General features: G+C 64.9%; 22 protein-coding genes. 11 read left to right on the forward strand and 11 right to left on the reverse strand.

From position 1 onward, the window contains the following. The first annotated feature begins 79 nt into the window (after window positions 1-79). The 3 genes from pepP to IE125_RS05615 all read left to right on the forward strand — a co-directional run bounded on the left by pepP (window position 80) and on the right by IE125_RS05615 (window position 4,063). Complete coding sequence (pepP, locus tag IE125_RS05605) at window positions 80-1,417, forward strand: Xaa-Pro aminopeptidase (protein WP_189443641.1); 1,338 nt, start codon at window positions 80-82, stop codon at window positions 1,415-1,417. Between the two features lie 116 nt (window positions 1,418-1,533). Then, window positions 1,534-2,757, forward strand: coding sequence for a 2-octaprenyl-6-methoxyphenyl hydroxylase (gene ubiH / locus IE125_RS05610; RefSeq protein ID WP_189443642.1), 1,224 nt, complete (start codon window positions 1,534-1,536; stop codon window positions 2,755-2,757). A gap of 43 nt (window positions 2,758-2,800) precedes the next feature. Further along, complete coding sequence (locus tag IE125_RS05615; RefSeq protein ID WP_189443643.1) at window positions 2,801-4,063, forward strand: UbiH/UbiF/VisC/COQ6 family ubiquinone biosynthesis hydroxylase; 1,263 nt, start codon at window positions 2,801-2,803, stop codon at window positions 4,061-4,063. Between the two features lie 17 nt (window positions 4,064-4,080). Here IE125_RS05615 and IE125_RS05620 read toward each other — a convergent pair whose 3' ends face one another. The 3 genes from IE125_RS05620 to gpmI form a co-directional block, all read right to left on the reverse strand. Next, window positions 4,081-5,484, reverse strand: a complete 1,404-nt coding sequence (locus tag IE125_RS05620; RefSeq protein ID WP_189443644.1) for a S41 family peptidase — start codon at window positions 5,482-5,484, stop codon at window positions 4,081-4,083. A 146-nt stretch (window positions 5,485-5,630) separates the two neighbouring features. After that, entirely contained in the window at window positions 5,631-6,815 is a 1,185-nt protein-coding gene (locus IE125_RS05625; protein ID WP_229808940.1) for a murein hydrolase activator EnvC family protein, read from the reverse strand. A gap of 68 nt (window positions 6,816-6,883) precedes the next feature. Next, window positions 6,884-8,455: a 2,3-bisphosphoglycerate-independent phosphoglycerate mutase gene (gpmI, locus tag IE125_RS05630; RefSeq protein ID WP_189443645.1), complete on the reverse strand. Its 1,572-nt coding sequence runs from the start codon at window positions 8,453-8,455 to the stop codon at window positions 6,884-6,886. 471 nt (window positions 8,456-8,926) lie between these two features. Between gpmI and IE125_RS05635 the strand changes: the two genes are divergently transcribed. From IE125_RS05635 to IE125_RS05650, 4 genes are all read left to right on the forward strand, one after another. Continuing rightward, window positions 8,927-9,349: a rhodanese-like domain-containing protein gene (locus IE125_RS05635; RefSeq protein WP_189443646.1), complete on the forward strand. Its 423-nt coding sequence runs from the start codon at window positions 8,927-8,929 to the stop codon at window positions 9,347-9,349. Window positions 9,350-9,403: 54 nt separating this feature from the next. Then, on the forward strand, window positions 9,404-9,883 hold the full coding sequence (gene secB / locus IE125_RS05640; RefSeq protein WP_189443647.1) for a protein-export chaperone SecB: 480 nt from the start codon (window positions 9,404-9,406) through the stop codon (window positions 9,881-9,883). 19 nt (window positions 9,884-9,902) lie between these two features. Beyond that, window positions 9,903-10,628: a 16S rRNA (uracil(1498)-N(3))-methyltransferase gene (locus tag IE125_RS05645; RefSeq protein ID WP_189443648.1), complete on the forward strand. Its 726-nt coding sequence runs from the start codon at window positions 9,903-9,905 to the stop codon at window positions 10,626-10,628. Window positions 10,629-10,828: 200 nt separating this feature from the next. Beyond that, a complete protein-coding gene (locus tag IE125_RS05650; protein ID WP_189443649.1) occupies window positions 10,829-12,037 on the forward strand; it encodes a pyridoxal phosphate-dependent aminotransferase in 1,209 nt (402 codons plus the stop codon). Window positions 12,038-12,111: 74 nt separating this feature from the next. On the opposite strand, the gene IE125_RS05655 is transcribed toward IE125_RS05650, so the two are convergent. From IE125_RS05655 to IE125_RS05685, 7 genes are all read right to left on the reverse strand, one after another. Then, window positions 12,112-13,308, reverse strand: coding sequence for a glutamine amidotransferase-related protein (locus IE125_RS05655; protein ID WP_189443650.1), 1,197 nt, complete (start codon window positions 13,306-13,308; stop codon window positions 12,112-12,114). Then, a complete protein-coding gene (locus IE125_RS05660) occupies window positions 13,305-14,480 on the reverse strand; it encodes a M24 family metallopeptidase (protein WP_189443651.1) in 1,176 nt (391 codons plus the stop codon). Before IE125_RS05660 ends, IE125_RS05655 begins: the two co-directional genes overlap by 4 nt. Next, window positions 14,477-15,568: a mandelate racemase/muconate lactonizing enzyme family protein gene (locus IE125_RS05665; RefSeq protein WP_189443652.1), complete on the reverse strand. Its 1,092-nt coding sequence runs from the start codon at window positions 15,566-15,568 to the stop codon at window positions 14,477-14,479. The genes IE125_RS05660 and IE125_RS05665 overlap by 4 nt, the downstream gene beginning before the upstream one ends. Next, window positions 15,565-16,725 carry a M20 family metallopeptidase gene (locus tag IE125_RS05670; protein ID WP_189443653.1) on the reverse strand — a complete coding sequence of 387 codons (1,161 nt, stop codon included), beginning with the start codon at window positions 16,723-16,725 and terminating at the stop codon, window positions 15,565-15,567. Before IE125_RS05670 ends, IE125_RS05665 begins: the two co-directional genes overlap by 4 nt. A 146-nt stretch (window positions 16,726-16,871) precedes the next feature. Further along, on the reverse strand, window positions 16,872-17,624 hold the full coding sequence (locus tag IE125_RS05675; RefSeq protein ID WP_189443654.1) for an amino acid ABC transporter ATP-binding protein: 753 nt from the start codon (window positions 17,622-17,624) through the stop codon (window positions 16,872-16,874). A gap of 13 nt (window positions 17,625-17,637) precedes the next feature. Then, window positions 17,638-18,354 (reverse strand): amino acid ABC transporter permease, encoded by a 717-nt coding sequence (locus IE125_RS05680; protein ID WP_189443655.1) that lies wholly within the window; start codon window positions 18,352-18,354, stop codon window positions 17,638-17,640. 49 nt (window positions 18,355-18,403) lie between these two features. Continuing rightward, window positions 18,404-19,231, reverse strand: a complete 828-nt coding sequence (locus IE125_RS05685) for an ABC transporter substrate-binding protein (protein ID WP_189443656.1) — start codon at window positions 19,229-19,231, stop codon at window positions 18,404-18,406. Window positions 19,232-19,409: 178 nt separating this feature from the next. On the opposite strand from IE125_RS05685, the gene IE125_RS05690 reads away from it, so the two are divergent. After that, on the forward strand, window positions 19,410-20,306 hold the full coding sequence (locus IE125_RS05690; RefSeq protein ID WP_189443657.1) for a GntR family transcriptional regulator: 897 nt from the start codon (window positions 19,410-19,412) through the stop codon (window positions 20,304-20,306). A 96-nt stretch (window positions 20,307-20,402) separates the two neighbouring features. Here IE125_RS05690 and IE125_RS05695 read toward each other — a convergent pair whose 3' ends face one another. After that, window positions 20,403-21,170, reverse strand: a complete 768-nt coding sequence (locus tag IE125_RS05695) for an exodeoxyribonuclease III (RefSeq protein WP_189443658.1) — start codon at window positions 21,168-21,170, stop codon at window positions 20,403-20,405. A gap of 122 nt (window positions 21,171-21,292) precedes the next feature. Between IE125_RS05695 and pyrE the strand changes: the two genes are divergently transcribed. The 3 genes from pyrE to trmL all read left to right on the forward strand — a co-directional run bounded on the left by pyrE (window position 21,293) and on the right by trmL (window position 23,358). Next, window positions 21,293-21,991: an orotate phosphoribosyltransferase gene (gene pyrE, locus IE125_RS05700; RefSeq protein ID WP_189443659.1), complete on the forward strand. Its 699-nt coding sequence runs from the start codon at window positions 21,293-21,295 to the stop codon at window positions 21,989-21,991. A gap of 123 nt (window positions 21,992-22,114) precedes the next feature. Continuing rightward, window positions 22,115-22,681 carry a YfaZ family outer membrane protein gene (locus tag IE125_RS05705; RefSeq protein WP_189443660.1) on the forward strand — a complete coding sequence of 189 codons (567 nt, stop codon included), beginning with the start codon at window positions 22,115-22,117 and terminating at the stop codon, window positions 22,679-22,681. Between the two features lie 206 nt (window positions 22,682-22,887). Continuing rightward, window positions 22,888-23,358, forward strand: a complete 471-nt coding sequence (gene trmL / locus IE125_RS05710) for a tRNA (uridine(34)/cytosine(34)/5-carboxymethylaminomethyluridine(34)-2'-O)-methyltransferase TrmL (RefSeq protein ID WP_189443661.1) — start codon at window positions 22,888-22,890, stop codon at window positions 23,356-23,358. Window positions 23,359-23,520: the final 162 nt, after the last annotated feature.

Consider the following 23,520-nt stretch of genomic DNA (forward strand, 5'->3'; position numbering starts at 1 on the left):
TTTCGACGGCTCCGCGAACTGTCTTTCACCTTGATGGCCCTCTTCAACCACCGACCGGAACCCGCCCAGGAGACCCCGTATGTTGCCCGAACCGCTTCCTCGTCCGGCGCCGATCTCGCCGGAGGAGTTCGCCGCCCGTCGCGAGCGCCTGATGGCCGAACTACCGGAAGGCAGCGCCGTGCTGCTGCCGGGCGCCACGCTCAAGACGCGCAACCACGACAGCGAATTTCCCTTCCGCCAGTCGAGCGACTTCCACTACCTGTGCGGATTTCCCGAGCCGGAGGCTCTGCTGCTGCTGCTGCCCGGCAGAGCCGCCGGCGAAGCCGTCCTGTTCTGCCAGGAGAAGGACCCCGAGAAGGAGGCCTGGACCGGCATTCGTATCGGCCCCGAAGGCGCGGTGCAGGACTACGGCATGGATGAAGGCTTCGATAATGGGCGTCGGGCCGATCTGGTCGACATGCTCGATGGTTACACCTCGCTCTATCTGCCGCTCGGCGACGGCGTGGCAATGGCGCTCGCCGAGCGCGCGCGCAGCCAGTTGAGCACACGGGCACGACGCGGCGCGGTAGCGCCGACGCGCTTCGCCGACGTCAGCGAGCTGATCCATGAATTGCGGCTGACCAAGAGCGAGGCGGAACTCACGCTGATGCGCCACGCGGCCCATATCAGCGCACTGGCGCACTGTCGTGCCATGCGCGCCAGCCGCCCCGGACGTCATGAATACCAGCTGCAGGCCGAAATCGAGCACGAATTCGCCTGGCACGGTGCACGCGCGCCCGCCTACGGCACCATCGTCGGTGGTGGCGCCAACGCCTGCGTGCTGCACTATGTCGAGAACAGCGCGCCGCTGGTCGACGGCGATCTCGTGCTGATCGATGCCGGTGGCGAATTCGATCTCTACGCCGGCGATATCACGCGCACCTTCCCGGTCAACGGGCGCTTCAGCGCGTCGCAGCGCGCGCTCTACGACATCGTGCTGGCCGCAGAGGAGCGCGCGGTGGCCGCAGTGAAACCGGGCGCCACGCTGGAATCCATTCATCAGGGCGTGGTGCGTGACATGACTGCCGGGCTGCTCGAACTGGGATTGCTGAGCGGCGATCTGGAAACCTGCATCGAGTCAGGCGCCTATCGCCGGTTCTACCTGCACTCCACGTCGCACTGGCTGGGGCTCGATGTTCATGACGTCGGCAGCTATCGCGTTAGTGGCGAACCCCGTCCGCTCGAGCCGGGCATGGTGGTGACGATCGAACCCGGACTCTATATTCCCGACGCCGATGACATTCCCGCCGAGTATCGCGGTATCGGTATTCGTATCGAGGACGATGTAGCGGTGACGGCCGACGGCGGCGAGGTATTGACGCCGCAGGTGCCGAAGGCCGCCGAGGAGATCGAGGCGCTGATGGGTCGTCCGGATTGATCGTTTTTTGAGCACGGCTGTGCTGGTCGTCTTCGTTACGTAAAAGGCGTAAGCGTTGTGTAGGGTAGGCCGTTAGCGGGTTTCCGGTATTCAATCGTAATGGAGCAGGTAGCGGCATGGAGCAAGACCGCAATCATGAACGGAGTGGCCACGTCGATGTCGCGATCATCGGCGGTGGCCTGGTGGGGGCGAGCCTGGCCTGCGCACTGCAGCCGCTGATCGAACACCAGGGCCTGCGCGTGGCCGTGATCGAAGCGCAGCCGATACCGAGCGCCAACGTGTGTCAATACCAGCCGAGCTTCGATGCGCGCGCCAGCGCTATCGCCTACGGATCGCGTCGTCACTTCGAAAGACTGGGGCTGTGGGCGCAGCTCGCCGAAGCCGCTTCGGCGATTCGGCATATTCACGTCAGTCAGCGTGGCCGGTTGGGCACGACGCGTCTGCACGCCGACGAACTCCAGGTCGAGGCGCTGGGCTATGTAGTGCCCAACGCCTGGATGGGCCAGGTGCTTCACCGCCATCTCGCGACACTGCCGATCGACTGGCACTGCCCGGCGCGGGTGGCGTCGCTTGTGCCGAGCGCTTCGGGTTACCGGCTCGAGCTGGACAGCGGCGAGAACGTGAACGCGGCGCTGACGGTGCTCGCCGATGGCGGGCGCTCGGGACTCAAGGAGCAGTTGGGGATCGAAAGCGATCATCACGCTTACGATCAGACGGCGCTGATCGCCAATGTCGAGATGAGTCGAGACCATCAGGGCTGGGCGTTCGAGCGTTTCACCACCGAGGGGCCGATGGCGCTTCTGCCGTTGGATGGGCGGCGCATGGAGCTGGTCTGGACCCACGAAAGCCACGCGCTGGACGATGTTCTGACGCTTCCCGACGGCGCTTTTCTCGAACGGCTCCAGCAGGCCTTCGGTGACCGCGCCGGCCGCTTTCGCCGCGTCGGCAAGCGCCACACCTATCCGCTTTCGCTGGTGACCGCGCGTGAAACCGTGCGTCCGCATCTGGCGATTCTCGGTAACGCGGCGCATGCCTTGCACCCGGTCGCGGGCCAGGGCTTCAACCTGGCGCTGCGTGGCGTCATGGACCTCGTCGATGCCGTGACGCGCGCCAGAGCCGAGGGACGGGGCGCGGGCGAGGCGGCGACGCTCGACGCGTTCGAGGCCCGGCGCGGCGCGGACTATCGCGAAATCGTGCGCTTCAGCGATGGCCTGATTCGCCTGTTCGGCATCGATCATGAATTGATGGCCCATGCCCGCGGAGCCGGGTTGATGGGACTCAACGCTGTCGGGCCGCTGCGTCGGGCGCTAGGGCGGCGAGCCATGGGGATCGAGCGATGAGCGGGCGACGCAAGACACGAATTCAAGCGCGACGGAGAACGAGATGAGCGATAACGATGGCGACGTGATCATCGTCGGCGCGGGCATGGTTGGCGCATCGCTCGCGCTGCTGCTCGGCGAGGCGGGCTGGTCGGTCGAGTTGCTGGACGCGGGTGAGCCGGTTGCCGATATCGATACCCTCGGCGAAGGAGCGCCCTCGCTGCGCGTCAGCGCGCTGACTGCCGCCTCTCGGCGCCTGCTGGGCTCGCTGGGTGTCTGGCCCTCGCTTGAGTCGAGACGCGTCTCCCCCTATCAGGGCATGGCGGTATGGGATGCCGAAGGCAGCGGCGAGATCCGCTTCGATGCAGGGACCGTCGGCGAGTCGGCGCTGGGGCATATCGTCGAAAACGAGTTGTTGCAGGCAGCGCTGACCCGGCGGCTCGAAGCGCTACCCAATGTGCGGCTGCGTCACGGCGTGCGGCTGGTCGGCTACCGGCGCGAGGCTGGAGAAGCTGTTGTAGGCCTCGATAACGCCACTGAGCGACGACCGGAAACGATTCGTGCTCCGCTGATCGTCGGCGCCGACGGCGGGCGCTCGCCGCTGCGCTCGCTCGCGGGTATTCCCGTCTGCGAGACTCAGACCGGTCAGGCGGCGATGGTCACCAGCGTACGCACCGAGCACGGTCATGGCGGTATCGCTCGGCAGGTCTTTCTCGCCACCGGGCCGTTGGCCTTTCTGCCGCTTATGATCGACGGTCGGGACGATCACTGTTCGATTGTCTGGTCGACGACGCCCGAGGCCGCGAGCCGCATGACGTCGCTGGCTGGCGACGAGGCCGGCCGGGCCGACCTGGGGCATATGCTGACGCGAGCCATCGGTGAGCGCCTGGGCCGGGTCGACGTGATCGACGCCGCACCGCACTTTCCGATCGCTCAGCGCCACGCCGGGCGCTACGTCGATGACGGTCTGGCATTGGTTGGCGATGCCGCGCACAGCCTGCATCCGCTCGCCGGACAGGGCGTCAATCTCGGGTTGATGGATGCCGCCGTGCTGGCGGAAGAGTGGATACGGGCCAAGCAGCGCGGTGCCGAGCCGGGTGACCCCCGCATCATGGCACGCTATGAGCGACGGCGTCGCAGCGAAAACGCGGCGATGCTCGCCGCCATGCAGGGTTTCCAGCGGCTGTTCGGTAGTCGCCAGCCGGCGCTCAGGCTGGCGCGAAACTGGGGGCTTGCCGGACTCGATCGCCTGTCACCGGTCAAGCGCCTGCTGATCCGCCAGGCGCTGGGCGAGTACGGAGACCTGCCAGCGCGGTGTCGTGCCTGAGGCCCACTGCCCGCGGCCTACTTCGTTGGTGCGACCGTGCCGCCGGCCGGGCGCTTGACCACGTTGAGGGCCTTGAGCAGGTTCAGCGCTTCGCCGAGCTGATAGTCGTCGGCGGCGATCGGCGTATCCGGGTTTTGCCGTGCCTCGCTCGGGTCGCCGTTGAGCAGGTGCCCGCGCAGGTTGGATTCGCGTAGCTGCAAGCCGGCATCGTCCTCGACTTCGAGGCGCCCACGAACCACGCGCACGTCCGGCGTGATGCCCTCGGCCTGGATCGAGCGGCCGCTCGGCGTGTAGTAGCGCGCGGTGGTGAGCTTGAGCCCGTCACCGTTGCCGAGCGGCAGCACCTGCTGCACCGACCCCTTGCCGAAACTCTGGGTGCCCATGAGTACGCCGCGATGTTGATCCTGCAAGGCGCCGGCGACGATCTCGGCGGCCGAGGCGCTGCCGCCGTTGATCAGCACGACCAGCGGCACGTTCGGCGCCGTGGTGCCGGCGGCATGGGCGCTGAAGCGCAGGTCCTCATCGGCCAGTCGTCCTTTGGTATAGACGATCAGACCCTGGGTCAGAAACTGATCGACCACGTCGGTAGCGCTCGACAACACGCCGCCGGGGTTGTTGCGAAGATCGAGCACCAGCCCTTGCAGCGGGCCTTTCTGCATGAGCGAGGTCAGCGCATCGCGCGTCTGCTCACCGGTTCGGCTCTGGAACTGGCTGATGCGCAGATAGCCGTAGCCCGGCTCCAGCAGGCGGCTGGAGACGCTTTCCGACTGGATCGACGCGCGGGTCAGGGTAAGCGTTCTCGGCTCCTGCTCGCCATCTCGCAGGAGTGTCAGTTCGAGCTCGGTCCCGGCATCGCCGCGCATCAGGTCGACCGCTTCCTGCAGCGACAGGTTGTTGGTCGGCGTGCCGTCGATGGCCAGGATGCGGTCGCCAGGCTGGATGCCGGCCCGCGCTGCCGGGGTATCGTCGATCGGCGCGATCACCGTGAGCTGATCGTCGCGCAGCCCGACCTCGATACCGACGCCGCTGAATTCGCCCTCGGTCGTCTCGCGCAGGTTCTCGAAGGCGTCCGCGTCGAGATACTCCGAGTGAGGATCGAGCTGGCTGAGCATGCCGCGCATCGCATTACGCAGCAGCGTCTTGTCATCGACCGGTTCGACGTAGGCGCGCTTGATCCGCTCGAACACCTCGGCAAAGGTCTGGACGTCTTCGACGGGCAGGCCGTTGGCTGCGTCCTGCGAGGCAGCGTCGGTCGACTGCGCTTGTGTCTGTGTCTGAGCCGACGCATTCGGCACGCCGATGAACAGCAGCCCCGGCACGAGCAGTCCCGAGAAGAGCACTTTCAGGGCGAGCGGAGCGACCCGCGTCCGCGCCGTGGCCTTGCCGGAGGATAACGGGAGCTTCGGGCGGTTCAGGGGCATGGGGTCTCCGCGACTCGAACGAGAAATGGGGCGCTGATGCGTGACCGTTCGAGAGGGAACGGCGTTCTATAACGGCAGCATAGCGCCTTGTCGTGGCGATGATCCAGCGCCGGCGGGCGAACGCTGGCCGTTGGCGCAAGGCAGGATCAGCGCCTGGCAATCCAGTTGCCGGGATTGATCGGGTCGCCGTTCTGGCGCACCTCGAAGTAGAGCGCCGGCCGCGACTGGCCGCCGGTATCGCCCACCGTAGCGACGACCTGTGCGTTGCTGACCTTGGCGCCGGGGTTGACATCGATCTGCTGAAGATGCGCATAGAGCGTCAGTACGCCATCGCCATGATCGAGAATCAGCAGGTTGCCGAAGCCGCGCATCCAGTTGGCGAAAACGACGCGCCCGGCATGCACCGCCTTGACCGCCGTACCCGCCGGCGCGCCGATCAGAATGCCATTGCGATTGACGCCATCGCCGCTGCCGTAACTCGAGAGCATCGTTCCCTGCACTGGCCACGGCAGATCGCCACGCGTTTTCTGGATGTCGGTCGAGGGCGGTGGCTTCTTGAGATTGGCCAGTTCCTGCTGCATGCGATCGAGCAGGCGCTCGACATGTGCGCGGTCCTGGCCGAGGTCCTCCAGTCGCGACTGCTCGCTGTCGTAGCGGGCGTCGAGCTTGGCGACCAGCTTGCGGCGCTCGTCGCGATTCGAGGCCAGTCGCTGCTGCTGATCCTTGAGCTCGCGCTGCACGCCGTCCAGCCGCTCGCGATGCTGGTCGATGGCGGCGAGGTTGTCGTCGAGCTCTTGGTCGAGCGCATGGAGCTGCTCGAGCCGCTGCTCCCGCGCCGCGGAGAGCGCGTTGAGATAGTGCTGCAGACGGTCGACTTCGGCCGGATCGTCCTGATTGAGCAGCAGCTTCAGTTGAGGCGTCTTGCCGAGCCGGTAGAGCGCATCGAACTGGCTGGCCAGTGCCTGACGCTGACGGTCGCGCTCGGTGCTCAGGGTCTGTCGGCGCGCCTGGAGCTTGGCAACGTCACCGTCGAGCTGATGTCGCTCGGCCTGTAGCTGGGTCAGCCGCTGATGGGTCTTGCCGATCGCGGTCTCGACCGTTTCCAGATCCTGCTGGGCGTCGCCTCGCGCTGCCTGCGTGTTCTCTAGCTTGCCCTGCAGCGCCTGAATATCGGTCGCGAGGCTATCGAGCCGCGCACGCGCCTCCCGAGGGCTGGCCTGGGCCATGACGGTATCTGTCACCAGGGCCCCGCCGAGCAGCAGTGCCCCGGCCAGCGCCATCTTCAGCGCCTTGCCTTCGGTGCGTCGAACCCTGTCCTGCCGAATTCTCACGTCATTCGGCATCCGTTGCGGTGGGGAAGCCGCGCCTTGCCAGCGCGGTCATAAAGCCATGCCGTGGGTTACGCATCGTCAATCAACACGTTACCGGTCATCTCTTGCGGCTGGGGCTGTCGCAGCATGTGCAGCAGCGTCGGCGCGAGGTCGCAGAGGCGGCCGTCGCTCTTCAGTTTGGCGCCCTTGTCACGCCCGACATAGACCAGCGGCACCATGAACGTCGTGTGCGCGGTGTGCGGGTTGCCGGTCTTCGGGTCGACCATCTGTTCGGCATTGCCATGATCGGCGGTGACCAGGCACTCGCCGCCCGCTTTCTGAATCGCCTCGACGACGCGCCCGAGACAGACGTCGACGGCTTCGATGGCCTTCGTGGCGGCGGCGAGATCGCCGGTGTGTCCGACCATGTCGCCGTTGGCGTAGTTGCAGATGATCAGATCGTACTTGCCGGCCTCGATCGCCTCGACCAGCGTGTCGGTGAGCTCGAAGGCGCTCATTTCCGGCTTCTCGTCGTAGGTCTTGACGTCCTTCGGCGAGGGGATCAGCGCGCGCTCCTCGCCCTTGAACTCGGCTTCGCGGCCGCCGGAAAAGAAGAACGTGACATGCGCGTACTTCTCGGTTTCGGCAATGCGCAGCTGCGTCAGACCATGACTTTCGGCGACCTCACCGAGCGTGTTGACCAGATCCTTCGGCGGAAACGCGACCGGTGCGTCGATGTCATCGGCGTACTGCGTCAGCATGACCAGACCGTCGCCGGCCGGCTTGAGCTTCTCGCCGCGATCGAAGCCGTCGAAATCCGGATTGACGAAGGCGCGAGTCAGCTCGCGTGCGCGGTCGGCGCGGAAGTTCAAAAACAGCACGGCGTCGCTGTCGGTCATGGCGATCGTCTCGCCTGTCGGGCGCACGGCCGTAGCGGCGACGAACTCGTCGGTCTCGCCTCGATCATAGGCGGCCTGCAGGCCCGCTTCGGCGCTTTCGGCAACGTGCTCGCCCTCGCCGAAACGCACTACGCGATACGCTTTTTCGACGCGGTCCCAGCGGTTGTCGCGGTCCATGGCGAAATAGCGCCCGACCAGCGAGGCGACGAAGCCGTTTTCGGCGCCGACCAGCTCGGCCAGCTTGGCATTGGCCCGCTCGATCGAGGCGCCGGCGCTTTTCGGCGCGGTGTCCCGGCCATCGGTGAAGGCGTGCAGGTAGATCCGCTTCGCGCCGCGGCTCGCCGCGAGCTCGGCAACCGCGAGCAGGTGGTCTTCATGGCTATGCACGCCACCCGGCGAGAGCAGGCCCATGAGGTGGACGGCATGACCACTGGCGACTGCCGCATCGATCGGTCGGGTCAGGGCGTCGATCTTCTCGAGCTCATCATCGTCGATCGCCTTGGTGATGCGCGTGAAGTCCTGATAGACGATGCGCCCGGCGCCGATGTTCATATGGCCGACTTCCGAGTTGCCCATCTGCCCCTCGGGCAAGCCGACGTAAGGGCCGTCGGTGTGAATCAGAGTGTTCGGGAAGGTCTTCTTGAGCCGGTCCATGACCGGCGTATCGGCGTTGGCAACGGCGTTGTTGTCGGCATTGTCGTTCTGGCCGTAGCCGTCGAGAATCAGCAGCGCCACGGGGCGCGGAGTGGAAGTCTCTGCCATGACAGGCCTCGAAAAGTCGGGTGATCGGCGATGAAGCGAAGTCGAGCCGGCTTTTCGGGAACCATCGAACCTGGCTTCCGAAAAGCCGAATCGGCCTTTTTGACTATGCGAAAAGCATAGCGCACCGGGCAGGGCGGGTCAGCCATCACTGCCACCGCATCTGGCGTCGACGCGGCGCTTCCTCGTTTCGGCGGCTGCCTCGTGTATAATGGCCGGCGCCCGAATCCGGGTCTCGAATCATCGTCCTTCATGCCAGGCGATGCGGCGCCATCGCGCCGGCGGCGTGGAGGTCTTGGCGCCGTGATGCCGATGCGCTCGTCGTCCGTTCGGTCCGCTTCGCGCGGCGTCCATCAAGCCAGGATTTACACAATCTGGCCAACAGAAATCGACCGCAGCTCGAGATCGGCAGCGCCTCCGTGAATCGCGCAGTGCATCGATTGCCCATTGAATGGAAAGAGTGTCGGCAGACCCATGATCGATCAGTTGTTCGAATTCGTCGAAAACCATCCGCTGCTGGTCAGCGCCTTTCTGGTGGTGCTGCTGGCGTGGCTCGCCTTCGAAGCCAAACGCAGCGGCGCTTCCGGCGTGTCCACCAGTGAAGCGACCACGCTGATCAACCGCGAGGATGGCGTGGTGATCGACATCCGCGAGAGCCCCGAATTCAAGGCCGGCCACATCGCCGGCGCCAAGAACGTGCCGCAGGCGCGTCTCAAGGAGCGGCTGACGCAGCTCGAAAAACACAAGGACAAGCCGGTCATCGTCGTCTGCAAGCAGGGGCAGGCGGCCGCCGCGGCTGTCACCGAGTTGACCCAGGCCGGCTTCTCGCGCGTCTACAAGCTCAAGGGCGGCATGGCCCAGTGGCAGGCGGACAGCCTCCCGGTGGTCAAGCGCTGAAGCGCAGAGCCGCGCGCCGCGCCCAGTCATTCAGGAACGTAAAGGAAACGCATCATGGCGGAAGACAACAATCAGCAGGGTTCTCAGCCGCAGCTTCAGTTCTCGCTGCAGCGGATCTACGTCAAGGACATCTCGTTCGAGTCGCCCAACGCGCCGGCGGTATTTCAGCAGGCGTTCAAGCCGAAGGTCGGCCTCGATCTGGATACCACCAGCCAGTCGGTCGGTGAGGATCTCTACGAAGTCATCGTCAAGGTGACCGCACAGGTCTCCAACAACGAAGATGGCGCGACCGCTTTCCTGGCCGAGGTCGAGCAGGCCGGGCTGTTCCGTATCTCGGGGCTTGCCGGTGACCAGCTCGATCACACCCTGGGTGCATTCTGCCCGAACGTGCTGTTTCCCTACGCGCGTGAGTGCATCGACAGCCTGGTCAGCCGCGGCAGCTTCCCTCCGCTGATGCTGGCGCCGGTCAACTTCGAGGCGATGTACGCCCAGAAGAAGCAGCGCGCCGCGCAGGCCAGCGAAACCACGCAGTAACCACGCGGGAATCGGCGCGATGGCCAATACCCGCATTCATGTCGCCGCCGGCCTCGTCGCTGGCGGCGACGTCGTTCTGCCCGAGGGTGCGGCGCGCCACGTCGCGCTCGTGCTGCGGCTGCGCGAGGGCGCTCGGCTGATTCTGTTCGACGGCGCGGGCCGGGAAGCCGATGCCACACTCTCCGAAGTCGGTCGCAAGCGGGTGGTGGCGACCGTCGAATCGGTTCGCCAGGGCGGCGGTGAGTCGCCGCTGGCGGTCCATCTCGGCCAGGCGATCTCCAAGGGAGATCGCATGGACTACGCCATTCAGAAGGCGGTCGAACTCGGCGTGGCCGCGATCACACCGCTCTATGTCGAGCATGGCGACGTGCGCCTCAAGGGCGATCGCGAAGCGAAGAAGGTCGCGCACTGGCAGGGGGTGGCGACCAGTGCCTGCGAGCAGTGCGGCCGCGCTACCGTTCCTTTGGTGCATCCGCCGCAGACGCTTGCCGCCTGGCTGAGCGCCCGCGACGAGGCGTTGCGGCTGGTGCTGCATCCGGCGACGGACGATAGCTGGCGCCAGCATGCGGCAATCGACTCCGCGGCGCTGCTGATCGGTCCGGAAGGCGGGCTCAGCGATGCCGAGGTCGAGGCGGCGCGGCGCGCCGATTTCCTGCCGCTCACGCTCGGTCCTCGCATTCTGCGCACCGAGACCGCGCCCGTGGTCGCGCTGACGCTGCTGCAGCACCACTTCGGGGATCTGTAGGCCCCGCCCTCGACCCAGACGTATTTCTCGTCGCGCTCGCCAGGCGCGACGTCGCCCGCCGCTTCTGTCTCTCATCAGTCGATCTCTTTCGTGATCCGTGACGGCCTGTTGCGTCATGCGAGACCGGAGCGCTTGTCTTGGTGGCGGATTGTATTATATGTTTAATTTTATACAAAAATAGCCATCTGGATTTCGATATCATGACCGACTCTCGCCTCGCTCGGCGCATGGCCGCCATTCGGCCGTCTCCCACGGCCGCGGTTTCCGATACGCTGCGCGCCATGCAGGCCGCCGGCCGCAGCGTCATCAATCTGGGCGAGGGTGAACTCGATTTCGACTCCCCGGAGACCGCCAAGCTGGCGGCGGTGGCTGCCATCGAGACGAATCAGACTAAATACACACCCGTCGCGGGAACCGATGCGTTGAAGGACGCCGTTCGGCGCAAGTTCGCGCGCGAGAACGGTATCGAGTATGGCCCCGATGAAGTGATCGTGGGCACCGGTGGCAAGCAGCTGATCTTCAATGCGCTGCTAGCCACGCTGGATGTCGGTGACGAGGTGCTGATTCCCGCTCCCTACTGGGTTTCCTACCCCGACATCGTCGCCCTGACCGGCGCGACACCCGTCACGATCGAGACCACCTCCGAGGAAGGCTTCAAACTCACACCGGCCGGGCTGCGGGAGCGACTGACGGCGCAGACGCGCTGGGTGGTGCTCAATTCGCCCAACAACCCGACCGGCGCGGTCTACAGCGAAGCCGAGCTCGAAGCGCTGCTGCTCGAGCTGGACGCCTGGCCGAACGTGCTGATCCTGGCCGACGATATCTACGAGCATCTCGTCTACGAAGGGCGTTTTGCGACCCCGGCCGCCTGCCGGCCTGATCTCAAATCACGCATTCTGACCGTCAACGGCGTCTCGAAGGTCTTCTCGATGACCGGGTGGCGCATCGGCTATGCGGGTGGCCCGCAATGGCTGATTCATGCCATGACCACGCTACAGTCCCAGAGCACGACCAACGCCGCGAGCATCAGTCAGGCGGCAGCCGTAGGGGCGCTGGACGGGTCGCTGTCGTTTCTCGAGCCGCGCGTGGCCGCGCTGCGGGCCAGGCGCGACCTGGCGGTCGCGCGCATCAATGCGATCGATGGCCTGCGCTGCGAGCGTCCGGCTGGCGCCTTCTATCTCTACATCGACTGTGCCGCGCTGCTCGGGCGCCGCGCCAATGATGGCGAGAGGCTCGAGACGGATGTGGACGTGGCGGCCTGGCTGGTGAAGGAGGCGGGCGTCGGTGTCGTGCCCGGTACGGCGTTCGGGCTCTCGCCCTGGCTGCGGCTGGCCTACGGGGTGCCGACGCCGACGCTCGAGTCCGCGCTCGACGCCATCGAGGCGGCTTGCCAGCGGCTGGCCGACTGAAGGGAAGGGGGCGAAAGGGGACGGGGCCTCGATGAGGCCCCGTTAGAACGTATCCGCTTGCGGACAGCTACGCGCTAGTTGCTTGTGCTCGACAGCGCACGCAGCCAGGCAACGAGGGCCGGATGCGGCAAATCAGGCCGACTGCGAAGTTCCGGGTGGCCCTGCACGCCCAGATAGAAGCGCCGGTCTTTCACCTCGAGAATGTCGGCAATGTGAGGGGCGTCTCTTCCTCTCCCACTGACGATGACGCCCGCGCGCCGTAGCGGCTCCCACCAGTGCGCATCCAGCCCAAAACGATGGTTCATGCGCTCGACGGCCCGGGTAGCGCCGTAGGCGTCGGCCGCGCGCGAGCCCTCGAGCAGGTCGACGCGACGATCGCCCAGGCGCGGCTGCATGCTCGATAGTCTCGAGATCGCCAGTGTCGTTGCCGCCGGGTTCACCTCTTCGAGATGGGCGCCGGTCACGCCGAGGCGCTGACGGATCAACGCAGTGGCCATGCTCTGCATGCCGAAGCAGAGACCGAGCGTCGGCAGATCCCGGGCGAGCGCTGCGGCAGCCAGCAGAATCTGACCATCGATCTGGGAGTTGTCGCAGCCGCCCGGCAGCAAGAGACCGTCGCTCTCCGCCACCAGCGATTCCGCCTTCGCGAGAGTGAGTTCGCGCGGCGAGACGATGCGTAACGCGATGTTCAACCCGATGGCGTCCGCGGCGTCACCAATGGCGGCAAGTACGGCGGGATAGATCTCTTGCAAATGTTCGACTTCGCCGGCAATCGACAGCCGGTACGGGCGGCTCGGCGTGGCGGGTTCGGGGCGGGACGTTTCCGGCCAGCGATCGCGGACGAACGGGTCCAGGGCTGCCGTGGCGTGCCAGTCGCCGGCGCGCAGCCTCAGACCGGTGGCGGTCGGCTCGACGGCGATCGAGCGACGCTCGCCGAGTTCGTCGCTCACTCGTTCTGCATGGAGCGTGAGGCTGTCGCCGGAGCCGACCGCGGACTCCCCTGCAGAGCCTATTGCATAGTCCAGCCGCGCCCGCTCCAGCGCCGTGACGTGGTTGTGCAGGCGCTGTCCATCGGCGCTAATGTGCTGATACCACGGTGCCGGACTGGCATCGTCGGCAAGCGCGCGCCACGGCAGTACGATGCGGCACGCGCCTTTCGTGTAGCGTTCGGCGAACAGTGCGACTCCGCGCAGCGTCAGCGCAAGAGCGCTTTCTGCTGGCGTCGGATCGGCATCGGGCGCCGGAGACGCCCGAAAGACGATCGCTCTCACGCGCCGACGATCTGCATGTCGCGCGGCGTGCGGCCAAGTACGCGGTGGCCGTCGGCCGTCACCACCACGGTCTCGCTGACACCGACGGTAAAGACGCCGTAGTCGCGCAGTGCCGGCGGAATATGGAAGACCATGCCCGGCTCCAGAACGCGGTCGACATTGGCGTAGAGACTGGCGACCTGAAACTCGCCCCAGTCCGGCGCGAACGAGATGCCGACGCTGTAGCCGGTGCGCTTGCGGTAGTTGTCGGTGAAGCCGTCCCGGTCGATGACGCGCTGGGCGGCGTTGTGGGCATCCGCACAGGTATTGCCGGGCTTGAGTGCGGCGAGTGCTGCGTCGAGGGCTTCCTGGCAGGTGTCCATCATGCGGCGGGCGCGGTCCGGCGGCGTGCCCAGCCAGGCCGAGCGCATCGCGACCGCGTGGTAACGGTTATGGCTCGCCGCCATCTCGAGAAAGGCCGGTTCGCCGGCGGCCAGCTTGCGACGACGCCAGGTGCCGTGGGGAACGCCGGTGCGCTCCCCGCTCGAGACCAGCGGCTCCATGCCGAGATACTCCGATCCGGCACGGATGGCGGCTTCCATCATGGCCGCGACCAGGTCGTTCTCGCTGGCTCCGGCGCGAACGGCGGCCATACCCGCCGCCATGCCGGCATCGACGTAGCCCGCCGCCCGCTCGAGGCAGGCAATCTCGTCGGCGGATTTGACGGCGCGCAGCGTCTCGACCAGGCCCGCCCCGTCCTTGAGCTCGCCAAGCTTGTCGCGCAGCAGATCGTAGGTAGCGATCGGCAGGAACCAGCCGCGCTTGTCGATGGCGATACGGCGGTTGGCGCCGCCTCGGCCGACCAGATCGACCAGTAGCGCCAGCGGGTCGGTGCCGTCGTCATAGGCCTCGATACCCTCGAGGAAGGTATTGGCACGGAAGTTCATCTCCTCGAGCCCGCGGACGATGAAGCGCGGTTCGCCGTCGACCGGCAGCAGGAGCGCCTGAAAGGTGTAGTAGCCCGGCGTCTGCTGCCCGGTGAGGTAGAAGATGTTCTCGGGGCCGGTGACGATCAGGTCGTCGATGGCGCGTTCGGCCATCAGCGCACGGGCGGCCTCGATTCGGCTTTCGAAGACGTCGCGTGAAAAGACGGCCTCACGGCCGCGGCGAGACAGTTGAGAGGAGTCAGTCATGCGGGTACCTCGCTGAAGGCGTCGAGCGCGTCGGGCCATTCCAGGCCGATGCCGCTCGTCATGGGAATATCGAGGCTGCCGTTGGCGTAGCGCAGCCCGGTGAAGGGGTCATCGATCAGTCCATCGGCGCCATACAGCTCGCCGCGCGTGGCGCCCAAGGCGATGGCGCAGTGGGCGGCGGTCGCAGTAGCCGCCGCGCCTTCGTTCATCTGGCCGATCATCAGCCGGCGGCCTTGCGAGAGAACCCGCTTTGCCGCCGCCATGAGTGGCGTCACGCCGCCCAGTTTGACCAGCTTGAGATGCGCGCCGACGTGAAGAGGCTGCGAGGCTAGCGCATCAATATCCGCGTGGCTGGCGAGCGATTCGTCGAGCAGCAACGGCGTCGCGTGGCGCGAGGCGAGCCACGCCAGGCCGTCCCAATCGCCCGCGGGGAGCGGCTGCTCCACGTAATCGAGCGCGAGCGGCGCCAGTCGCTCCAGATAGTGCGCAGCCTGCTCCGGCGACCAGCCGCCGTTGACGTCGATCGCCAATGCCACCTCCGCGCCGACGATCCGGCGTACCTGCGCGATCCGGCGCAGGTCGGTATCGAAATCCGCTACGCCCACGCGAAGCTTGAGCTCCCGAAAGCCGCGCTCTCGATAACGCCGCGCCTGTCCGTCCAGAGTCGCCTCATCGCCCCAGAAGAGAGTCTGATTGCTCTCGATGCGTGCGGCCGTCGCCTGTGGATTCAGCCATCGCGCCAGCGGCAATCCGGCGCGGCGCGCTTCGGCGTCCGCCAGCGTTTGATCGAACAGCGCGCGGGCGGGGCGCGACAGGGCTTCGTCGGTCTCGAGATGGCGACGCAGCGCATGGATATCGTCGAGGGTCTGCCAGGCCCGGCAGCGCTCGACGACCTGAGAGACAACGCGCGCCGCCGGAATGCCGCTGAGGTAGTCGATGTTGATGCGCACGCTGCCCCACCCTCGATCCGCGCCCGCTTCGAGTCGAAGATAGAGCTCATCCAGCCCTGCGATGGCGCCCGAGGTCGCGGTGTGCAGGACGACGTCTCCGCCGTAATGCAGCGTGCGGCGATGCAGCGAGAACGTCATGCCTGTCTCGGCAGCAGGCGACGGACCATCTCGCGGTGGATATCGACGGCCTGGAGGAGTTCGTCGATGGGGACGAATTCGTCCGGCTGGTGGGCAACCGCCAGCGACCCTGGCCCGATGACCACGCAGTCGGTGCCCAGGCCGGCAAAATGCACCATGTCGCAGCCGCCCTGGAACCCGCCGGCTTCGATCGTTTCACCGACGGCTTCGCTGCAGACGGCCAGCGCGGTACGTACGATGAGGTGATCGGCTGGCGTCTCGGCCGCGCCACCGGTCGTCGGCTTGTACTCGACGATCTCGGCCTCGAAGCCGAGCGCTTCGCCGGCGCGGGTGACGATCTCGGCTAGCTCGTGTTTGACGCCGGCGTCGGTTTCGCCGGGGATCAGGCGCCGGTCGAGCATGATGTCGCAGCCCTCGGGCACCACGTTATCGGCATGACCGCCGTGAATGCGCGTGATCGTCAGGCTGGCATTGCCGACCAGCGGATGCGTCCGCTGGCGGATTTCCGGGTGGGTGCGCTCGACGTGATCGATCAACTTCGCCGCCTGATAGATGGCGTTGATGCCGAGATCCGGCGTGCCCGAATGCGCCGTCTTGCCACGCACGCGCACGATCGGTCGCAGACTGCCCTTGTGGGCGATGACCGGGCGATTGCCGGTTGGCTCGCCGATGATGGCGTAGTCGATGCTACCGGGGGCGGTCGTGGCGGCGAAGTGGCGGGCGCCGGCGCTGCCGACCTCCTCGTCGGCCACGAAAACGCCCATCAGCGTGCCCGACCAAGTTTCGCGATCGGCCGCGAGACGCCGCATCGCTTCGACCATCACCGCGGCCTGACCCTTGGCGTCACAGGCGCCGCGACCGTAGAGACGCCCGTCGCGCTCGGTCAGGCTCAGCGGCGAGTCGGTCCAGCCCTCGCCGTGGGGGACGACATCCACGTGCGTATTGAAGGCGAGGGTGGGGCCGGGACCGTTCTCGAGCCGTGCGGTCACATTGGCGCGGCCGGGCAGAAATTCATCGATGTCGACCGCGAAGCCTGACTGGCGCAGCGCGTCGGCCAGCAGCTCGATGGCCGGCAGTTCGGGGCTGCCCGGGTTCTGCGTGTCGATGGCGACCAGCCGGCGGAGCAGGTCGATCGTGGTATCGCTCGATGACGTCATGATCGGAGGGTTCTCGTCAAGGCTCATGAAAACGAGCCGAAATGGAAAGCGGTGGGATACGGGGCACGGCGCACGACTCGGGAGCGTGTCGGCGCCGAGCGACGAGGCTTTGGTTCAATAAAGCACGGGTTCAAGGAAACACCGGCTCAATGAAGAATCTGGTCGAGGAACTGGCGCGTGCGCGGTTTGACCTCGCCACCGAAGAACTGGTCGGTGGGAAGATTCTCGACGACCTCGCCATCGGCCATGAACACCACGCGGTGCGCCGCACGCCGCGCGAAACTCATCTCGTGAGTCACGACGACGCTGGTCATGCCTTGATCGCTGAGCTCGGTCATGACGTCGAGGACTTCCTTGATCATCTCAGGGTCGAGCGCCGACGTTGGCTCGTCGAACAGCATGACGCGAGGTTCCATCGCCAGGGCGCGGGCAATGGCGACACGCTGCTGCTGCCCGCCGGAAAGCTCTTCCGGCCAGGCATTGGCCTTGTCCGGGATACGCACTCGCTCGAGCAGCTCCAGCGCCTTCTGGCGCGCCTGCGCCTTGGGCACGCCCTTGATCTTGACCGGCGCGAGCATGATGTTGTCGATCACGCTGAGATGCGGGAAGAGTTCGAAATGCTGAAATACCATCGCCATCTCCTGGCGGAAGCGCCAGGCCTCACGGCGCGCTTCCGGCGTGGCGATATCGCGTCCTTCGAACGTGATCACGCCGCTCTCGATCGGCTCGAGCAGGTTCATGCAGCGCAGCAGTGTCGATTTACCGGAGCCGGAGGGTCCAACGATCACCAGTGTCTTGCCCTGTTCGACATTGACGTCGACATTCTTGAGCACCGGCTTGTCGCCGAATGACTTGTTCAGCCGCTGAATGTCGAGCAGCGAAACGGTATCGGTCTTCATGGCGTGCTCTCCTTCAGGCACGGGTCATTCGCAGAAAACGCTGGGACCAGGAGCGCGGTGCTTCCTGGCTGCGCTGCGTCTTGAAGCGCTGCTCGATGAGTTGTTGGATCAGCATGAACAGCGTCGTCATGATCAGGTAGTAGACCGCTGCCGCTGTCAGTGACTCCAGGTAGCGGAAATTGGCGCTGGCAGTCTGGTCGGCGACGAGCAGCAGCTCCTCGACGGCGATCACCGAAACGAGCGCGCTGTTCTTGAGCATGCCCATGAACTGATTGCCGGTCGGTGGAATGACGACTTTCATGGCTTGGGGCAGCACCACATAGCGCATGACCTGCCATCCGCGCATGCCGAGCGCGTAGCCTGCCGTGCGCTGCCGTGCGCCGACCGACTGCAGGCCGGAGCGGTAGATCTCGGCCATGTAGGCGCCTTCGTTGAGCGCCAGGGCGATGACCCCGCTGGTAAAACCGGAAAGCAGAATGCCGAAATTGGGCAGGACGTTGAAAATGAAGATGATCTGCAAAAGCACCGGCGTTCCGCGGAATAGCCACAGATAGAGCATGACCAGCGCGCGGACCAGACGATTGCGTCGCTCCTGCAGCAGTGCCACGATCAATCCGATCAGCATACCCAGCAGCATCGAACAGACCGTCAATGCCAGGGTCATTCCCGCGGCGCGCAGAAAATTGGCGGAGGACAGATAGGACAGGATCAGCGTGACGGAGTCGTTCATTGAAGGCGGCTCGTAACGAATGACGCCCGACAGCGTCGGGCGTCGAGTCTCAGGAACCCTGGCTGAGCAGGGCGACGGAGGGCGGCAGGTTGTAACGCTCGATCAGCGCATCGTAGTCGCCGCTGGCGACGATCGACTTCAGGGCCTGCTCGATGGCGCTGGCCATGGCCTCGTCGCCCTTGCGTACGGCGATGCCGATCTGCGTGTCCGCCTTGAAGGTGTCGCCGACGATCTCGTACGTATCGGGAACCTCGGAAAGCAGCTGCGCGGCCCCCGGCGTCGAGTTGTAGAACGCCTCCGCGCGGCCTTTGGCCACAGCCATCGCCGACATCTGGGCCGTCGGGAAGGTCATGACGTCGACTTCAGGCTTGCCGTCGGCCAGGCAGCGCTTGTTGTCTTCCACGGCGTAGGACTCTTGGATGCCGCCTAGCGTGACGGCGACCGAATGGCCGCAGATCGAATCGCGACCGTCGATGCCCGCAGGGTTGCCCTGGCGCACGATGACCTCGTTACCGACGGTAAGGTAGGGCACGAAGTCGACCTGTTTGGCGCGATCCTCGTTGATGTACATCGCGGAGTTGATGATATCGACACGCTTGCCTTGCAACGCCGGGATCAAGCCTTTGAAATCGACATTGAACGGATTGACCTCCAGCCCCATGCGGTCGGCGATCATCTGCCCCAGTTCGATATCGAAGCCGGTCAGCTTTTGATCCTTCATGTACTCGAAGGGGGCGAATGTCGCTGCCGTGCCATAGGTGAGTTGCCCGTCATGGACGAGCCCATCGGGCGGGGGGACATCGGCGGCCAGCAGAGAAGCACTGAACAGAGAGCCGGCAGCCATTACAACGCTACCCAGAAGGATTCTGGTGTTCATGGTCGGATTTCCTGTGTTTGTTGTTGTTGTCATGCATGACGTCATGATGGCATGGCGTTTCGGCATGAATTGTTTTAAACACTAGGTTTTGTACAATCGCTATGTCAATACATCTATCTCAATAAATTTCGCCGTGGCGGATTCGGCGACCGACCGGCTTGCGGGAGCGACAGCGATCATGGGGTCAAGCAGAGGGACACGCCGCCAGGTGGAGATGGCCGAGCGAATCGTTGCCTACGTGCGGCAGTCGGGACTGAAGCCGGGAGAGCGGCTGCGTGAAATGGCGCTGGCCTCCTGCCTTGGCGTCTCACGGACACCCGTCAGGAGCGCACTGAAGTTTCTCGAAGATCAGGGGGTGGTTCGGTCCGAGCCGTATCAGGGTTACGTGCTGGTAGCCGCGCCCCAGGCACTGCACGCGCGTCCGTTCGAGATGCCCAATTCGCTCCATGAGACGCTCTATCTGCATATCGTCGAGGATCACGTCAACGGTGCCCTGCCGGAATCCATCACCCAAGTCGAGCTATTGAGACGCTACGACACCAACGCGGTGACGTTGCAGGCCGTGCTGCAGCAGATGGCCAACGAAGGGTTGATCGAGCGTAACGCGGGGCAGGGCTGGCGATTCTTGTCTGCGCTCGGCACGCAGGCAGCACGCCGCGCCAGCTACGAATATCGAAGAGCGCTGGAGCCTACGGCGTTGCTGCTGCCGGGATTCCAGGCTTCGCGCTCGGTACTCGACGACCTCGAGCATCAGCACCGCGATCTACTCATCCTGGACGACGCGACGCCGGCGCCCGGCACGCTGCTGTTTCGAATCGATGCCACGTTCCACGAAACCCTGGCCCGTTGCAGTGGCAACAGCCTGTTTCTGCAGGCGGTGCAGGCGCAGAACCGGCAGCGCCGCATGCTCGAGTATCTGGGCTACGGTAACCGCCGCCGCGTGACCGACTGGTGTCACGAACACCTCGCGATCCTCGCAGCATTGCGCGACGACGACCGTCCGCGAGCCGCCGAGCTGATGGGAGAGCATCTCGACCACGCGCAGGATACGGCGCTGCAGTTGGGCAAGGGTTGAGATTGGGTGAGTGCGGTACAAAAAACACCCCGCATCGGTGGGCCGAAGGGGGTGTCGGGATCGCTGACGTCTGCTGGCGTGCTTGTCGTCTGGCGATTACAGCTCGAGGTCGTATTCGACGATCAGGGGTGCAAACTCGCTGAACGTCGCGTCTTCGTCGATCCAGGCATCCTTGACGTGACGACGGAAGTTGGGCCCCACGATCTGATAATCGAGGCGCCATCCTTCCTGCCGGCTACGCGGCTGTTCCTGGTCGAGCTTGGGCCACCAGGTGTACTGATCGGCGTCCCGATTGACCTCGCGGAAGGTGTCGATAAAGCCGGTCGGACCGAAGACCTGATCCATCCACGCGCGCTCTTCGGGTTTGAAGCCCGGCGTGGCCTGGTTGTCGGCCCAGTTGGCGAGATCGAGCGTCTTGTGGGCGATATGCCAGGTGCCGCAGATGATGTACTCGCGACGCTTGCGCGCCATCTTGTTCAAGTACTCGAGATACTGCGTCATGAACGCTTGCTTTGCTTCCGGATCCTGACCGTCGGGCATCAGGAAGGTGGCAATGCTGAAGCGGTCATAGTCCGCCTGCAAGAAGCGGCCTTCGTTATCGCACTGCTCGAAGCCCAGGCCATACATGATCGCCTTGGGAATCTTGCGACAGTAGAGACCAACCCCCGAGAAGCCGTCTTTCTCGGCGTCCAGGAAGTAGCCCTCGTAACCTTCCGGATAGAGGATGCTGTCGTCGAGCTCGAAGCTCTTGGCCTTCAGGTTCTGCACGCAGACGACGTCAGCATCCTGTTCGGCCAGCCAGTCGAGAAAGCCTCGTTCGACGGCGTCGCGGATCCCGTTGACATTGATGCTGGCGATTTTCATACCGTGTTCCTTCTTTGTCGCGCGTGTATGATACCCGAGCTTGAGCGATTTAGGTAAATGCAGAACGCCGTTCGTTACGACGTTCTCGAGCCAGGACAGTGGCCGACGCGACAGGAGGAAGCGTGAGCGTGGAGATCCAGCCTTATCAGAAGGAGTTCATCGAATTCGCGATCGCCGAGGGCGCTCTGCGGTTCGGCGAATTTACGCTCAAGTCGGGTCGTGTCAGTCCCTATTTCTTCAATGCCGGGCTGTTTCGATCCGGCCGTGCCCTGGCCCGACTGGGGCGTTTCTACGCCAGTGCCATTGCCGACAGTGGAATCGAGGCCGATGTACTGTTTGGTCCAGCTTACAAGGGTATCTCGCTGGCCGCGAGTGCCGCCATCGCGTTGGCCGATCATCACGAGCGCGATATTCCCTTCGCCTTCAATCGCAAGGAGGCCAAGGATCATGGCGAGGGCGGCAGTATCGTCGGTGCCGAGCTCGAGGGCGACATCCTGATCGTCGACGACGTCATCACGGCGGGGACGGCGATCCGCGAAGTCATGCAGATCATCCAGGGGGCGGGGGCGCGTGCCGCTGGCGTGGTCATCGCCCTCGATCGCCAGGAGCGTGCACCGGACGGCGATGGCTTGAAGGCGCTCAGCGCCATTCAGGAAGTCGAGGCCGCCTACCGTATGCCGGTGATCAGCATCGTCAATCTCGATCAGATGCTGACGTATCTCGAGACCCGCACGCCGCGCGAGGGCGAGTCGAATTCGATTGCCGACCATGCCGAGGCCATTCGGGCGTACCGCGACCGCTACGGTGTCACCCGGGGCTGATCGGCTCTCGCTGGGGTGGTGGCGTTACAAAAGGTTTAAAAACGCCGTTTGATAATTGCCGGGATTGTGTCACGCTCTTCGCTGCAGTCCAACGCGCACCGCGCGACCTTCGGGAGCAGTGACATGATCAACCGCAGCATCAAGGCCCTGGGCGTTGCCCTGGGAACAGCGACCGTCTTTCTAGCCAGTCAGCAGGCCATGGCGCTGAGCATATCGGCCAACGGTGGCGACAACTCGTTCGGCGCCGAAGCGAGCCAGACCATTTTCCCCAGCATTCGCGCCGGCGTCGGCTATCTGAACACGGACGACAGCGGACACAACGCCAAAGCGTATTCCGGTTCGCTGATGTTCTCGCCCTATCTGCCGGGGCTCGATCTCTCGGTCGGTGCACGCTATCAGTATCAGGACACCCACTATGGGAACGGTGGCGGTGTCGGCCTTGGCGGCTCGGCCTTCGTCGATACACCGATTCCGCTGACCTCGATCGGCGCCTACGGTTTCTACACGCCGGACGGGATGACCAGCGGCGATATCGAGAAGAGCTACGAGTATGGTGCGCAGGCGCGGGTGAACCTCATTTCCCAGACCTACGCTTACGTCGGCTATCGCTATCTGCGCACTGATTTCGATAACGACGACGATCACACTCTGGATAGTGGGCCGGTGCTGGGAGTCAGCGTCGGTTTCTAGGCTGTACTGAGCTACGAGCTACGAGCTACGAGCTACGAGCTACGAGCTACGAGCTACGAGCTACGAAGCACAACCTGCGACTGCACTTTAACGGGATGCAGACGAAGACAACGGTGTTGCCTGTCACGGTTCACGTGTGTGAGCGGTGGAAGGCAGCACCGTTTTGCGTATGATGCGAAGATCATCGTCGTCACGAGTCGATCACCATGCTCGATATCGTCCTGTTCGAACCCGAGATCCCGCCCAACACCGGCAATATCATTCGGCTGTGTGCCAATACCGGTTTCCGCCTGCATATCATCGAGCCGATGGCATTCGACCTGGATGACAAGCGCCTGCGTCGTGCCGGGCTGGACTATCACGAATGGGCCAGGGTTCAGGTACACGCCAACTGGTCGGCGTTTCTCGAAACCGTCGGCCCCGAACGGGTCTTCGCGGTTTCGACCCGTGGGCGCCACGGCTACAGCCATATCCACTACCGGGAAGGCGACGCGCTGGTCTTCGGCCCCGAGACCCGCGGCCTGCCGCAGTCCATGCTGGATGCCTTGCCGCCAGCGCAGTGTGTGCGCATTCCGATGCTGGCCGACAGTCGCAGTCTCAACCTCTCCAACGCCTGCGCCATCATCGTCTACGAAGCCTGGCGCCAGCTCGATTTTGCTGGCGCGATGGATCTCTGATCGAGCACCAGTAGCCACTGCTCGTTCGGTCACTTTCTGTAGACAAGCGGCCCGATACCGCCGCCTCGCTTTCTAAGAATAAGCGGCCCGATACCGCCGCCTCACGTTCTAACGACAGCGGCCCGGCACTGCCTCGCTCGGTGAGCGAGACGGTGCCGGGCC

The organism is Salinicola rhizosphaerae, from assembly GCF_014652715.1.
GTDB lineage: Bacteria > Pseudomonadota > Gammaproteobacteria > Pseudomonadales > Halomonadaceae > Salinicola > Salinicola rhizosphaerae.

Coding starts and splice junctions, on each gene's coding strand:
- pepP (WP_189443641.1), top strand. CDS start 80: ATGTTGCCCGAACCGCTTCCTCGTCCGGCGCCGATCTCGCCGGAGGAG.
- ubiH (WP_189443642.1), top strand. CDS start 1,534: ATGGAGCAAGACCGCAATCATGAACGGAGTGGCCACGTCGATGTCGCG.
- IE125_RS05615 (WP_189443643.1), top strand. CDS start 2,801: ATGAGCGATAACGATGGCGACGTGATCATCGTCGGCGCGGGCATGGTT.
- IE125_RS05620 (WP_189443644.1), bottom strand. CDS start 5,484: ATGCCCCTGAACCGCCCGAAGCTCCCGTTATCCTCCGGCAAGGCCACG.
- gpmI (WP_189443645.1), bottom strand. CDS start 8,455: ATGGCAGAGACTTCCACTCCGCGCCCCGTGGCGCTGCTGATTCTCGAC.
- IE125_RS05635 (WP_189443646.1), top strand. CDS start 8,927: ATGATCGATCAGTTGTTCGAATTCGTCGAAAACCATCCGCTGCTGGTC.
- secB (WP_189443647.1), top strand. CDS start 9,404: ATGGCGGAAGACAACAATCAGCAGGGTTCTCAGCCGCAGCTTCAGTTC.
- IE125_RS05645 (WP_189443648.1), top strand. CDS start 9,903: ATGGCCAATACCCGCATTCATGTCGCCGCCGGCCTCGTCGCTGGCGGC.
- IE125_RS05650 (WP_189443649.1), top strand. CDS start 10,829: ATGACCGACTCTCGCCTCGCTCGGCGCATGGCCGCCATTCGGCCGTCT.
- IE125_RS05660 (WP_189443651.1), bottom strand. CDS start 14,480: ATGACTGACTCCTCTCAACTGTCTCGCCGCGGCCGTGAGGCCGTCTTT.
- IE125_RS05665 (WP_189443652.1), bottom strand. CDS start 15,568: ATGACGTTCTCGCTGCATCGCCGCACGCTGCATTACGGCGGAGACGTC.
- IE125_RS05670 (WP_189443653.1), bottom strand. CDS start 16,725: ATGACGTCATCGAGCGATACCACGATCGACCTGCTCCGCCGGCTGGTC.
- IE125_RS05675 (WP_189443654.1), bottom strand. CDS start 17,624: ATGAAGACCGATACCGTTTCGCTGCTCGACATTCAGCGGCTGAACAAG.
- IE125_RS05680 (WP_189443655.1), bottom strand. CDS start 18,354: ATGAACGACTCCGTCACGCTGATCCTGTCCTATCTGTCCTCCGCCAAT.
- IE125_RS05685 (WP_189443656.1), bottom strand. CDS start 19,231: ATGAACACCAGAATCCTTCTGGGTAGCGTTGTAATGGCTGCCGGCTCT.
- IE125_RS05690 (WP_189443657.1), top strand. CDS start 19,410: ATGGGGTCAAGCAGAGGGACACGCCGCCAGGTGGAGATGGCCGAGCGA.
- IE125_RS05695 (WP_189443658.1), bottom strand. CDS start 21,170: ATGAAAATCGCCAGCATCAATGTCAACGGGATCCGCGACGCCGTCGAA.
- IE125_RS05705 (WP_189443660.1), top strand. CDS start 22,115: ATGATCAACCGCAGCATCAAGGCCCTGGGCGTTGCCCTGGGAACAGCG.
- trmL (WP_189443661.1), top strand. CDS start 22,888: ATGCTCGATATCGTCCTGTTCGAACCCGAGATCCCGCCCAACACCGGC.